The sequence below is a fragment of the Burkholderia sp. AU33803 genome, from assembly GCF_002223095.1.
GTDB lineage: Bacteria > Pseudomonadota > Gammaproteobacteria > Burkholderiales > Burkholderiaceae > Burkholderia.
Genome location: NZ_NKFJ01000006.1, coordinates 218394 through 230945 on the forward strand (window position 1 = coordinate 218394; position 12552 = coordinate 230945).

The window sequence follows — 12552 nt, forward strand, 5'->3', positions numbered from 1 at the left end:
GGGCGTCCACGCGGATCGCCACGCCGGGCGGCGTGGCGATGATGCGTTGCAGCGTGACACTGCTTAGCCGAGCGGCCAGTTCAGGAACACGATGCCGTCGTTGTAGTCGTCGTCGGCGCCGTCTTCCGAGCCGACGATCCCGAAGTACGACTTCTTGAAGAGGTCGACCTGCCGCGAGCCGAGCCGCGACGGCTTGTCGTTCGCCATCACGATCACGCGCACGCGCCCCTTGCCGGAGTCGAGCACCTTGGTGCCGAGGTTCTGGTCCTGCACGCCGGCGCCCTTGAACGTGGCGGCCGGTTTCGGGTTGTCGTCGATGTAGATGTCGATCGTCTGGTCGTTCGCCGCGTTGGTGAGCGCGGTGACGCCGAACTTGATGTTCGGCGGCAGGTTGAACGTGCCGTCGCGCTCGCCGCCGCCGCCGATCGTGCCGCTACCCGTGCTACCCGAGCCGCCCGCACTGCCCGGGTTGCCACCCGCGCCGGTCTCACCGCCGCCAGGCGACGACGATTGCGCGGCGGTATCGCCGATCGCGGACAGGCTCGCGTACGAATCGATGTGCATCGCGCTGCCGCGCACGCTTTTCCACTGGCCCTTCACGAACGTGACGCCGGTGCCGACGTCGATCGTCGCGACGAGTGTGAACGGCATGCGCCCGGTGGCTTCGGGCACTTTCGACGAATAGGTGAAGCAGCCGTCCGCGACAACGCCCTTGTTGGTCGCGATCGCGAAATAGATGCCGGGGAAGTTGTTGCCGGTCGCGTAAGGCGTCGGCACGTTGAGGATGACCTGCAGTTTCCCGTCTCGAATCTCTGCCTTGGCGATGTCGATGTACAGGCCCGGGATGTCGACGTAGGTTTCGGAGGTCGCCACGGGGGCGCTGACGATCGAAGCCGAAAGGAGGGGCATGGATGTCTCCGTTGGTTGGGTGGGTTTCGATGCAAAAAGGGGGCGGCGCCGCTGAAGGCGGCGCGCAACCGCCGGCCGGCCCGGAGGCGGCCGGCGGGGGTGAGGCCCCAGATGCGCGTCGGGTGCGCGTCAGCTCAGCCGATCGGCCACTGGAGCACGACGATGCCGTCGTTGTAGTCGCTGTCGTGGCCGTCTTCCGACACGACGATCCCGAAGTTGACCGTGTACGGCGAGCCGTCCGATTTCTTGCCGTTGATCGGCGCGAGGCGCGCGTCGGTGGCCGACGGCTTGCCGTTCACCGACACTTCGAAGCGGATCTTGCCGTTGCCGGAATTCAGCGTCGCTTCACGCGTGCCGTCGCGCGTCGTCAGCTTGTGATACGCGGCGGGTTCCTTGCTGTCGCCGATAAACAGCTTGATGTGCTGCTGCTCGGCGGCATTCGCGAAGAAAATCGCGCGGAAATCGGTATTCGGCGGAATCGAAAACTCGCCGGCGCGATTGGATGACGTTTGAGAATCGGCCATGCTTTCCTCCTGAGGAATGATGGGTAAGGCTTCGAGTCATGTCGCGCAAACGTTTGCCGTTTGAAATGCGACGTACTGAGCATGCCGAAAAATAAATAAGAAAATAATCGCCTGGGAATGGCCTATTGCTCAGTCAATCGAAAATGGCGGCTAATCGATTTAGTGAAATGTATTTAATGGAGGCTATTCCGATATATTCGAGAAATTATATCGGCAGGTGTATCGATTTTCTGAACGATGCGCGGTTGCGCGGGCGGGGCGGGATGGGGGGAGGCGGGGGCAATCGGGCTTCGGCGCGGACGCTCGGCGTTCGCATATGGCAGCGTTGGTTTCAACATCAGCATCTCGGTCGTGGCCGCGCCCACCGGCCACCACCGAACGCCCACACCGAAACCCGATTGTTTGCAACAGGAGGGGGTGCGGCAACCGGCGAAGTACGTAGACCAACTCACTCCGAACGTGAACAGGGCCCTCACCGGCGCCGCACCCATGAAGCATATCGACGCGGCGGCGCGCCGCCTATCGGACAGGACTGATTCTGAGCGACCAAATTTCACGCCATGTACGCCCAGCCCGTTGACAGCCCCCATCGCCCTGTGATTTGATTTCGGCCATGCAAGCCGCCCAGCCCCTCTTCTCGCTACGACTACTAGCCCGTTTCTCCGGGCTGGGTCTGCGGCTGCGCGCTTTCCATCTGCTTCTTTCCTGAAGCGCCAGATTTCCCCCGCATCACCGACCTGGCCCCGGTTGTCGACCGGCGCCTGAGTTCGTCCTTCTTCCGAATCGCTCCGCTCCGTCCCGGTCGCTCAACCGCCAAGGCTGTCGTTCGCCGTACCGCTTTGCCGTTGTGCCGTTTGCTTGCCGCTTTCACCCGCTTTCACCCGTTTCTACCGCTGCGCGTGCAGCCTGCCACCCCGACGGATGGCCAGCGCGCCGCGGGTTCCCGACCAATCGACCGAGGACCGACCATCATGATGCTGAAGAACCCCGCGACGAAGTACCGACCGTTCACGCCCGTCAACCTGCCGAACCGCATATGGCCGACGCGCACGATCACGCAGGCGCCGATCTGGATGAGCACCGACCTGCGCGACGGCAATCAGTCGCTGTTCGAGCCGATGGACGCCGCGCGCAAGATGCGGATGTTCAAGATGCTGGTCGCGATCGGCTTCAAGGAGATCGAGGTCGCGTTCCCGTCGGCGTCCGAGACCGATTTCAACTTCGTGCGCGAGCTGATCGAAGGCGGCCACATTCCCGACGACGTGACGATCGAGGTGCTCACGCAGGCGCGCGACGACCTGATCGAGCGCACCTTCGACTCGCTGCGCGGCGCGAAGCGCGCGATCGTGCACCTGTACAACGCGACCGCGCCGGAATTCCGCAAGATCGTGTTCGGCCTCGACCGCGACGGCGTGAAGACGCTCGCGGTGAACGCCGCGCGCACGATCAAGCGCTTCGCCGACGCCGCGACCGACACGCATTTCACGCTGCAATACAGCCCGGAAACCTTCACGGCGACCGAGCTCGATTTCGCGAAGGAAGTGTGCGACGCCGTGTTCGACGTGTGGCAGCCGACGCCGGAGCACAAGGCGATCGTGAACCTGCCGGCCACGGTGGAAATCGGCACGCCGAATTACTATGCGGACCAGATCGAATGGATGCACCGCAATCTCGCGCGCCGCGATTCGCTGATCCTGTCCGTGCATCCGCACAACGACCGCGGCACCGCGGTCGCGGCGGCCGAGCTCGCGGTGATGGCCGGTGCCGACCGGATCGAGGGCTGCCTGTTCGGCAACGGTGAGCGCACGGGCAACGTCGATCTCGTGACGCTCGCGCTGAACCTGTACACGCAGGGCGTCGACCCGGGCCTCGACTTCTCGCAGATCAACGAAGTCGCGCGCACGGCCGAGGAATGCACGCAGTTGCCGGTCCACCCGCGCCATCCGTATGTCGGCGACCTCGTGTTCACCGCGTTCTCCGGCTCGCACCAGGATGCGATCAAGAAGGGCTTCGCGGTACAGCGTGCCGACGCCGTATGGGAAGTCCCGTATCTGCCGATCGATCCGAACGACCTCGGCCGCACGTACGATTCGATCATTCGCGTGAACAGCCAGTCGGGCAAGGGCGGTATCGCGTATCTGCTCGAACAGGGCTACGGCGTCGCGCTGCCGCGCCGCATGCAGGTCGATTTCAGCGCGGCCGTGCAGCGCCTGACCGACGAGAGCGGGCACGAGGTGACGAGCGCGCAGATCTGGTCGCTGTTCCAGCAGGAATATGTCGAAAGCGATGCGCCGCTGCGTTATGTCGGCCATGAGCTGACCGAGCGCGACGGCCGCGAGACGATCGTGCTGACCGCCGACGTGCACGGCGAGCGCCGCGTGCTGCGCGGTGAAGGCAACGGCCCGCTCGATGCGCTGATGCATGCGTTGCGTACGCCGCTGCGGATCCAGCACTACGAGGAGCGTGCGTTGTCGCAGGGTGCCGATGCGAAGGCGATCGCGATTGCGGAACTGGCCGGCACCGGCGTGCGCGGCAGCGCGTTCGGCGTCGGCATCGACGCGAACCTGACGACCGCGTCGATCCGCGCGGTGATCAGCGGCATCAACCGCGCGTATGCGCGCGCGGACGAAGCGGTGCAGGCGACGTTTTTTGGCGTGCAACCGGCGGTGAAGGCTGTCGCGTAAGCGGGGGCCCTTTGGCCGCGCCGGGGGTGTCCGGCGCGGCTGCATCATCATCCGCGCGGCGGCTGCCGCCCGGCCCGGCGAGCCTGGCGCGCAATTCCGCCTTCATGAAATCCACCCACGCGCGGGTCTTAGCGTCGAGATGCTTGCGCGACGGATACACCAGAAACACGCCCACGTCTTCAGCCCGATAGTCGGGCAGCACGCGCACCAGCGCGCCTGACCGCAGCCCGTCGTCCGCGACGAACGCCGGCAGCAGACCGATTCCCGCCCCTTCCCGTACCGCGATTTCGAGCGATGCTGCGACGTCGGCCGTCATCGATGGCTCGAACGCGATCGTTTCAGAATCCGCCCCGCGCGTCAGCGCCCATCCGCGCGGCGGGTACGCGGGCGCGACCAGTTGCAGGCAGCGATGCCGCGCAAGCGCGCGCGGCGTGTCCGGCATTCCGTGCTGCGCGACATAGGCGGGCGCAGCGCACAGCACGCTGCCGATCCGCCCGACGTCGATCGCGACCTGATCGGAACTCGGCAGGCTCGGCATCGCGATCACCGCGACGTCGTAGCTGTCGCGGATCAGGTCCGGCACCTGCGGCGCGAGCGTCAGGTCGACGCTGACGTCCGGATAGCGCGCCTGGAAGCGCGTGATGAGTGGAATCACGAAACGGTTCGCGATACTGGCGCTGCAGTGTGCGCGTAGCCGGCCGTGCGGATGCAGCCGTGCACCGCGCGCTTCGCGTTCGCTCGCATCGACGGCAAGCGTGATGTCGCGTGCCCGCGCGAGATAGCGTTCGCCGGCTTCGGTCAGGCACATCGAGCGCGTCGTGCGGTTCAGCAGCCGGATGCCGAGATGCGCTTCGAGCGACGCGATCGTGCGGCTGACATGCGCGGTCGTGAGGTTGAGCCGCTTGCCGGTTTCGGTGAAAGTCCCCGCGTCGGCGAGCGTGACGAAAACCTGCATGCTTTGAATCAGATCCATCGGCGGGGCGGGCGCGTGGCGCCAGTGTCGTGCGATGCCGCTACTGTAGCGAGCGGGCTGTCGCACCGCGCGCGCACGTCAGCGCTCGATCGTCGCGAAACGGACAGACCGGTTCAGCGCCGCGGGAAGTATTCGCTCGGCGGCACGCCGAGTGCCTTGCGGAACATCGCCGCGAACGCGCTGGGGCTGTCGTAGTCGTGCTCGAGCGCGAGTTCGAGGATCGGCGTGCCGGCGGCGAGGCGCGGCAAGCTCAGCAGCAGCCGCGCATGACGGCACCACGCACCATGCGTCATGCCCGTTTCACGCTTTAAGGTGCGTGCGAGCGTGCGCTCGTTCATGTGCGCGTCACGTGCCCACGACTGCAGCGTGACGACCGAAGACGGTTCGTTGATGAGCCGCGTGCACAGCGCGGCGAGCGCCGGATGCCGCGGCATCGGCACATGCAGCGACAGCGGCGGCGCGATCTCGATTTCGTCGAGGATCAGCGCGAGCACGCGGCCCGCGCGATGCGCGAGGTCGTAATCGGCCGGCAGTTCGCTCGCGGTCACGATCAGCTCGCGCAGCAACGTGCCGACCTCGATCACGTGGCATTCGCGCGGCAGGCTCGGCCGCACTTCGTGCGCGACGAACACCGTGCGCATCTGCACGTCGCCGGCCATCCGGATCTCGTGCCGGGTGCCGCCCGGCACCCAGACCGCGCGCCCCGTCGGCACGACCCAACTGCCGGCATCCGCATGCACGATCATCACGCCGGAAATCGCGTGAATCAACTGGCCATGTCGATGCGAATGCGGTGGATACGCGCTGCCGGCCGCCGCGTCGGACGCGACGACGGCGATCTGCTTGTGCTTGTCCTTGCGCTCGAGCGCACTGAAAAATTGATCCACGTGTCCTTTTCTCGACGACGAATGCGCTTTGCGCGCGAGATCGACCGAATGGGTCGAAATTACCATAAGCCCATCGTTTGTTCGACAGCCCTTGCACGATGCGCGCCTCGTCATTTCCTCCGGTTTCCTTCCGTTTGTCCGTTGCCATTGCGCTGCTGAGCGCCGCGACGCTTGCCGCCTGTTCGGTCGGCGATCCGTATCGTCCGCCCGCGGCCGATGCGGCGCGCACGGCGCCGTTCGACGCGGCGGGCGATGCCCCCGTCGTGTCCGGCGGCGCGTTGCCCGATCGCTGGTGGCAGCTGTTCGACGATCCGGCGCTCGACGCACTCGTGCGCGAAGCGCTCGCGCAGAACCGCGATCTCGCGGTGGCCGCGGCACGTGTCGCGCGGGCGCGGGCCGTGCTCGACGAAGCGGGCGCCGCGCGGTTGCCCGATACGACGGCCGGCTTCGGCGTCGACTACGGCAAGCACGCGCCCGACCAGATCGTCGCGAGCGCGAAGGGCACCGATGCGCGGACGCGCTGGGGTTACTCGCCGTCGTTCGCGGTGTCGTGGGAAGTCGATCTGTGGGGGCGTGTCGGCCATCTCGTCGATGCCGCGCGTGCCGATTCGGAGGCCGTGCAGGCGGCGTCGGATGCGATGCGCGTCGCGGTGGCCGCCGAGACGACGGCCGCCTATGCGCAGGCATGTGCGTATGGCGAGCGGATCGACGTGGCCGAGCGTTCGGTCGCGATTGCCGACCGCCTCGCCGCGCTGACTGCACGGCAACGTGCGCACGGTCTCGTGTCCGATCTCGAAGTCGCGCGCTCGCGTGCATTTGCCGACGATACGCGCGCCGAACTGCCGGCGCTGGCAGGCGCACGCCGCGCCGCGTTGTATGAACTCGCCGTGCTGACCGGGCACGCACCCGGTGCGATTCCCGACGCGGCCGCGCGCTGCCACGCGACGCCGGCGCTCGCGCGACCGTTTCCGGTCGGCGACGGCGCCGCGCTGCTCCGGCGCCGGCCCGACCTGCGCGAAAGCGAGCGCCGGCTCGCTGCGTCGAACGCGCGGATCGGTGTCGCGACGGCCGAGCTGTACCCGTCGATCGTGCTCGGCGGGTCGGTGAACTGGCTGTCGACGACCGGCGATCCGTCGTCGCTCGGCGACAAGTACGCGATCGCGTGGGGCGTCGGGCCGCTGATTACGTGGCGCTTTCCGAATCTCGCGGCGAGCCGCGCCCAGCTCGCGCAGGCCCGCGCGGACGATGCCGCCGCGCGCGCGTCGTTCGATGCGCAGGTGCTGCGCGCGCTGAAGGAAACCGAGCAGGCGCTCTCCCGCTATGGCGCGGAGTGGCGCCACAAGGCCGCGCTCGACATCGCGCGAGCCGAGCACGCACGCGCTTACCGGCTCGCCGAACTGAACTACGACGCGGGCGCGCTGGATTTTCTCGGCGTGCTCGACGCGCAGCGCAGCCTCGTCGCGATCGATGCCGCGCTGGCCGCGTCGACGCAGCAGGTCGCGCTCGATCAGGTGGCCGTCTTCAAGGCACTGGGGGGCGGCTGGCAGCCTTAGCCGGCCGTTCGTGAATCCGCACGTCATCCGCACGCACACAACCATTCCGATTCCGATCATGAGCACCACAGCCGTACCCGAGAAATCCGCCCGTTTCGCGCGGCGTCACTGGATTGCCGCCGGCGCCTTCATCACCGTCATCGTGCTGGCCGGGTTCGGCTGGCGCTGGTGGACGGTCGGCCGCTTCATCGAGCACACCGACGATGCGTACGTGCGCGCCGATATCGTGACCGTCAGCCCGCGCGTGGCCGGCTATGTCGCACGCGTGGCGGTCGACGACAACCAGCCCGTGAAGCGTGGCGACGTGCTCGTCACGCTCGACGATCGCGACTATCGCGCGAAGCTCGACGATGCGCAGGCGGCCGTCGCCGCGGCCGATGCGACGCTGCAGGCCGAGGAAGCCGCCGCCGCGACGCTCGACGCGCAGGTCGGCCAGCAGCGCAGCGTGATCGAGCAGGCGCAGGCCGATGCGGCGGCCGCGCATGCCGAAGCCGCGCGGCGCGATGCCGATGCGGTGCGCTACCGGCAACTGCTTGCCGAATCGGCTGCCAGCGGGCAGCGCTGGGAACAGGCGCACGCCGATGCGCTGAAGGCGCGCGCGGAACTGGCCCGCGCGAGTGCGGCCGTGCGCGCGCAGGACGACCAGCAGACGGTGCTGCGCCGCCGCCGCGCGCAAAGCACGGCCGCGATCGAGCAGGCGCGTGCACGGCTCGCGGCGTCCCGCGCGAAGCTCGCGCTCGCGCAGCTGGATCTCGAGCATACGGTGATCCGCGCGACCCGCGACGGCACGATCGGCCAGCGTGCGGTGCGCGCAGGCCAGTACGTCGAGGTCGGGATGCCGCTGCTCGCGGTCGTGCCGCTGCGCGACGTGTACGTCGTCGCGAACTTCAAGGAGACGCAGCTCGGCGCGATGCATGACGGGCAGCCGGTCGAGATCGACGTCGATACCTACTCGGGCCGCACGCTGCACGGCCGCGTGCTCGGGCTCGCACCGGGCTCGGGTGCCGAATTCGCGCTGCTGCCGCCCGACAACGCGACCGGCAACTTCACGAAGATCGTGCAGCGCGTGCCGGTGAAGATCCGCCTCGATGCGCCGCCGTCGGGCCTCGTGCTGCGGCCCGGTATGTCGGTGATCGCGCGTGTCGATACGCGCGGCGCGCCGGGAGCCGGATCGTGACCGCCGCAACCGGGCAGGCTGCGCAGGCCGCGCGCGACGAAGCCGTCTCGCTGCGCGCGTGGGTCGCGGTGCTCGGCGGCGTGTTCGGCTGCTTCATGGCGGGGATGAACGTGCACGTGACGAACGCGTCGCTGCCCGACATCCGCGGTTCGCTCGGCGCGAGCTTCGAGGAAGGCTCGTGGATCTCGACCGCGTACCTCGTAGCCGAGATCGTCGTGATTCCGCTCACGGGCTGGCTCGTGCAGGTGTTCTCCGCGCGCCGCGTGCTGCTCGTCGGCGCAACGGGGTTTCTGGCGTTTTCGATTGCGTGCTCGGTCGCACCGACCATCTCGTCGATGATCGTCGCGCGCGCGCTGCAGGGCGCGTTCGGCGGCGTGCTGATTCCACTGTCGTTCCAGTTGATCGTCACCGAGCTGCCGCCGTCGAAGCATCCGCTCGGCATGGCGCTGTTCGCGATTGCGAACAATGTCGCGCAGGCGGCCGGGCCGTCGCTCGGCGGCTGGCTCACCGACATGTATTCGTGGCGCTGGATCTTCTACCTGCAGATTCCGCCCGCGATCGCGCTGATCGCGGCGATTGCATGGGCGATCCGCCCGGTACCCGTGCAGTTGTCGAAGCTGCGCCAGGCCGACTGGTTCGGGATCGCGACGATGGCGCTCGGCCTGAGCGCGCTGCAGATCGTGCTGGAGGAGGGCGGGCGCAAGGACTGGTTCGCGTCCGACCTGATCGTCGAGCTGTCGATCGTCGCGGCGGCGGGGCTCGTCGCGTTCGTCGCGATCGAGCTGCGGCGCAAGGAGCCGTTCATCAACCTGCGGCTGCTCGGCCGCTACAACTTCGGGATCGCGAGCCTGATGCAGTTCCTGTTCGGCGCGGTGGTGTTCGGCGTCGTGTTTCTCGTGCCGAACTACTTCGCCGAGCTGCACGGCTACAGCGCGCGCGACATCGGCCTCGCGATGATCCCGTACGGGCTCGTGCAGTTCGTGATGTCGTTCCTGACGCCGCCGCTGATGCGCCGCACGAGCCCGCGAGCGACGATCGTGCTCGGCTTCGCGCTCGTCGCGGCCGGCTGCCTGATGAACATTCACCTGACCGCCGACGCGGCGTCGAACGTGATCGTGCCGTCGCTCGTCGTGCGCGGGATCGGGCAGTCGCTCGTCGTGATCGCGCTGTCGGTGATGGCCGTCGACGGGATCGAGAAGGCGCAGCTCGGTTCGGCGTCCGGCGTGTTCAACATGGTGCGCAACGTCGGCGGCGCGATCGGCATCGCGGTGGCGAGCCAGATCGTCGTCGAGCGGCAGAAGCTGCACGCGATGCGGATTGGCGAGGCCGTTTCGCCGTTCTCGGCAGCCTTTCAGGAACGCATGGCGATGCTGGCACGGCTGTTGTCGCGCGTGCACGTGCCGCGTGCCGATGCGTTGCCGGGTTCGTCGACCGGCGGCGTGCACGAGCTGGCGCTCGCGCTCGTGAACCAGCGCGTGATGCGCGAGGCGCTGCTGATGGCGTACAGCGATACGTTCCTGATCGCGGGTGTCGCGATGGTGGGGTGTACGGCGGCGGCGTTCGTGTTGAAGGGGAAGAAGAAAGCGTGATGGGGACGGATGCTCGATATTGAGGCCTGACATACCTGACAGGCGTCGAATTCCTGCAATGCGCGTATCGTTCAACCGGCTCGGGCGGGGCACCCGCCCGGCATCGATCGAGGTGCGGACCGATCCGCACAGTCAGGCCGGCGCGTGTTGCCGGCCTGTCGTTCGTGGCGGCCCTGGCGTCAGGATCGAACCCACCCGTGTTTCAGACCGACCACGCTCCGTGGTCCCTGTCCATTCAACCGGCCCGTTGCCGGGCCCATCGCGAGGAAAGCGTCATGACGAAACCCGATTCCCTGAAAGGTGACATCAAGGGCCAGGCCCAAGCTGCGGATCGCCACAACCTGGAGCGGCCGGACGGTGACAGCGCACTGTGGGCGCGCAGCCTGACGACGCAGCGCGTGGCCGACCTGTTCAGGACCCTGCAGGGCCTGCCGGGCCACTGGATGCAGTTGCAGATGCAGGTCAACGCCGGGAATCGCCATTTCTGCAGCGGCCAGAATAGCCATCAAACCACCGAAGAGGGCAAGGTGCTGATTCGCTGGATCGCCGATGCCGTGATCAAGGCGGCCGAGCAGGCCCCGTTCGATTTCAACTTGCAGCAGCTGCGTTTCACTGCCGACATGGGTTGGCTCAAGCTGCATCGGGTCGGCGGGCGCGTGCTGGTGCTGTCGCGGCCCTGAGGGGTACGTCACGCGGCGCACATCGTGCATCGATCGTAGATTGGCCCCACAAGCAAGAAACCGGTTGATCACGCGTGCGTTCGCGATGTCGATAAAGAACGTGCAGACCATCGGCACGATCAGGAATGTCATGTACTACGTGCTGCGCCGCGCGGTGACGGCCAGTATGTTTGCGATCACGATCGCCGCGGCCAATTCAGCACGAACGCCATCGGCACGCCGAACAGCAGGATCCAGCGCACCGTGTAGTACACCAGCACGTTCGAGTCGAACAGGAAGAACAGAAACGGCAGCGGCCACAGTACGGCTCGCAGCGGCAGCCACTTGCGGGCGCGCTTGCCCGTGTTGTTCGGCGGCGGTGTGATCGCGATCACGCGGTGGCCGGAGCCACTGCGAAACCGGAAAGCGAGCGATAGCCGCAAGTCGTTACGCATCACGATCGGTTGCGTTGCCGGCTTGGGGAACGGACGAATTATCGGGATAGCAGGCTGGCGAGTATGTAGGGCAGTCCGAAATAGTGTGCGGCAGTTGCTAGGACTAGTCCGATTTAGGTGGGTGCGAGCGCGGTGCGTTTATAAGGCGGGTGTGGCGCGTGTGTCAAATGGAATCGGAAAGAAACCTTGGAGGCATGACGTGATTTGCATGGCAGCGTGTACGCGGCGGCGATCTCGATCGCGCCGGAGGCGATCGTCGCCGCGCCGGTGGCGGCGGTTTCGGCCATGGTGGATGCTGCGGCGGCGGATACATCGATCGCGTCGAATACGAAGCAGGGTGCGTCATCGGATGCCGCCCCGGCCGCAAGCGTGCTGGCTGGCGCGCAGAACGCACGCAACGGCGATACGGCGGCGACGCAGCCTGCGCGTGTTGCATCGCGGCCTGCGAAGGCGGTGCGCGGCAAGTCGGATGCGGTGTCGACGCGTTCGACGGTCGCGTCGAAGGTGGCCAGTGTCACGCGTAACCGGAATGCGCAGGGTGCCACGCCTGAGGGGCAGCGCGCGGCGCCGGTGGCCGAGGTTGCACGCACTGCGTCATCGAACACGCGTGACACTCATCGCCTTGCGGGACAGGTGACCGCTTCGTCACCCGGCACGGCCGAAGCAGTGGGCATGACCGCAGCCGAATTCACGCACTGGCTCGCGGCGACGCGCGACACGGCGCGGCCGGCTGCGCCGTCGTCGAAGACGGATGCGGGCGGCACCGATCTCACGGTCGATCTGCCGAACCACACGCGACTGGTCCGGTATTGAGTAGCCTGGACTGGACGGCAGCCTCGCTGCGCAGGCGTACGTCGGCGCAGCTACGTTGCTGCCGACACGCGGTGCGTTCACGTCACGCGCCGCGACGAATCGTGGAAGTTTCTCCCCTCCTTGGCGGCCGCTTGTCACGACTGGCTGCCGTTTTTTTGCCGTGTGTTCTTCAGCATGCGTCCGACATGCGGCGAGACCCTTCGGCCATTTGCGCGTGGGAATCGCATCGAGCATCGCTCCGCAAAATCAGACACGGCTGATTTCCCGCCTGCCCCGCTTCATCGACAATCGGGGTTCTGCGGCCGGCGCGCCCCCTGCGCGCGCCGGAC

At 67.2% G+C, this 12552-nt stretch carries 12 protein-coding genes; 6 read left to right on the forward strand and 6 right to left on the reverse strand.

What is annotated here, in order from left to right; translation table 11 throughout:
• Positions 1-63 precede the first annotated feature (63 nt).
• Both CFB41_RS18130 and CFB41_RS18135 read right to left on the reverse strand, forming a co-directional pair.
• A complete protein-coding gene (locus CFB41_RS18130) occupies positions 64-909 on the reverse strand; it encodes a fucose-binding lectin II (RefSeq protein ID WP_089457363.1) in 846 nt (281 codons plus the stop codon).
• A gap of 134 nt (positions 910-1043) precedes the next feature.
• Positions 1044-1433 (reverse strand): fucose-binding lectin II, encoded by a 390-nt coding sequence (locus tag CFB41_RS18135; RefSeq protein WP_043178912.1) that lies wholly within the window; start codon positions 1431-1433, stop codon positions 1044-1046.
• A gap of 974 nt (positions 1434-2407) precedes the next feature.
• On the opposite strand from CFB41_RS18135, the gene leuA reads away from it, so the two are divergent.
• A complete protein-coding gene (leuA, locus tag CFB41_RS18140) occupies positions 2408-4117 on the forward strand; it encodes a 2-isopropylmalate synthase (RefSeq protein ID WP_179250200.1) in 1710 nt (569 codons plus the stop codon).
• On the opposite strand, the gene CFB41_RS18145 is transcribed toward leuA, so the two are convergent.
• Together CFB41_RS18145 and CFB41_RS18150 are read right to left on the reverse strand one after the other, a co-directional pair.
• On the reverse strand, positions 4035-5090 hold the full coding sequence (locus tag CFB41_RS18145) for a LysR family transcriptional regulator (protein ID WP_089457365.1): 1056 nt from the start codon (positions 5088-5090) through the stop codon (positions 4035-4037). The two genes, leuA and CFB41_RS18145, sit on opposite strands and share 83 nt — an antisense overlap.
• A gap of 113 nt (positions 5091-5203) precedes the next feature.
• Positions 5204-5977 (reverse strand): helix-turn-helix domain-containing protein, encoded by a 774-nt coding sequence (locus CFB41_RS18150; RefSeq protein ID WP_089457366.1) that lies wholly within the window; start codon positions 5975-5977, stop codon positions 5204-5206.
• Between the two features lie 134 nt (positions 5978-6111).
• Between CFB41_RS18150 and CFB41_RS18155 the strand changes: the two genes are divergently transcribed.
• From CFB41_RS18155 to CFB41_RS18170, 4 genes are all read left to right on the forward strand, one after another.
• A complete protein-coding gene (locus CFB41_RS18155) occupies positions 6112-7530 on the forward strand; it encodes an efflux transporter outer membrane subunit (protein WP_256941079.1) in 1419 nt (472 codons plus the stop codon).
• A 58-nt stretch (positions 7531-7588) separates the two neighbouring features.
• The gene (locus CFB41_RS18160) at positions 7589-8707 is read left to right on the forward strand and encodes an HlyD family secretion protein (protein WP_089457368.1); all 1119 of its coding nucleotides are present in this window, start codon (positions 7589-7591) and stop codon (positions 8705-8707) included.
• Positions 8704-10296: a DHA2 family efflux MFS transporter permease subunit gene (locus tag CFB41_RS18165; RefSeq protein WP_089457369.1), complete on the forward strand. Its 1593-nt coding sequence runs from the start codon at positions 8704-8706 to the stop codon at positions 10294-10296. The genes CFB41_RS18160 and CFB41_RS18165 overlap by 4 nt, the downstream gene beginning before the upstream one ends.
• A gap of 275 nt (positions 10297-10571) precedes the next feature.
• On the forward strand, positions 10572-10976 hold the full coding sequence (locus CFB41_RS18170; protein WP_089457370.1) for a peptide ABC transporter ATPase: 405 nt from the start codon (positions 10572-10574) through the stop codon (positions 10974-10976).
• A gap of 176 nt (positions 10977-11152) precedes the next feature.
• Here the strand turns inward: CFB41_RS18170 and CFB41_RS18175 are convergent, their stop codons facing one another.
• Positions 11153-11350, reverse strand: a complete 198-nt coding sequence (locus CFB41_RS18175; protein WP_089457371.1) for a hypothetical protein — start codon at positions 11348-11350, stop codon at positions 11153-11155.
• A 173-nt stretch (positions 11351-11523) separates the two neighbouring features.
• Positions 11524-11928 carry a hypothetical protein gene (locus tag CFB41_RS37575; RefSeq protein ID WP_144029948.1) on the reverse strand — a complete coding sequence of 135 codons (405 nt, stop codon included), beginning with the start codon at positions 11926-11928 and terminating at the stop codon, positions 11524-11526.
• A 154-nt stretch (positions 11929-12082) separates the two neighbouring features.
• On the opposite strand from CFB41_RS37575, the gene CFB41_RS38190 reads away from it, so the two are divergent.
• On the forward strand, positions 12083-12223 hold the full coding sequence (locus CFB41_RS38190; protein WP_179250097.1) for a hypothetical protein: 141 nt from the start codon (positions 12083-12085) through the stop codon (positions 12221-12223).
• The last annotated feature ends 329 nt before the right edge of the window (positions 12224-12552 follow it).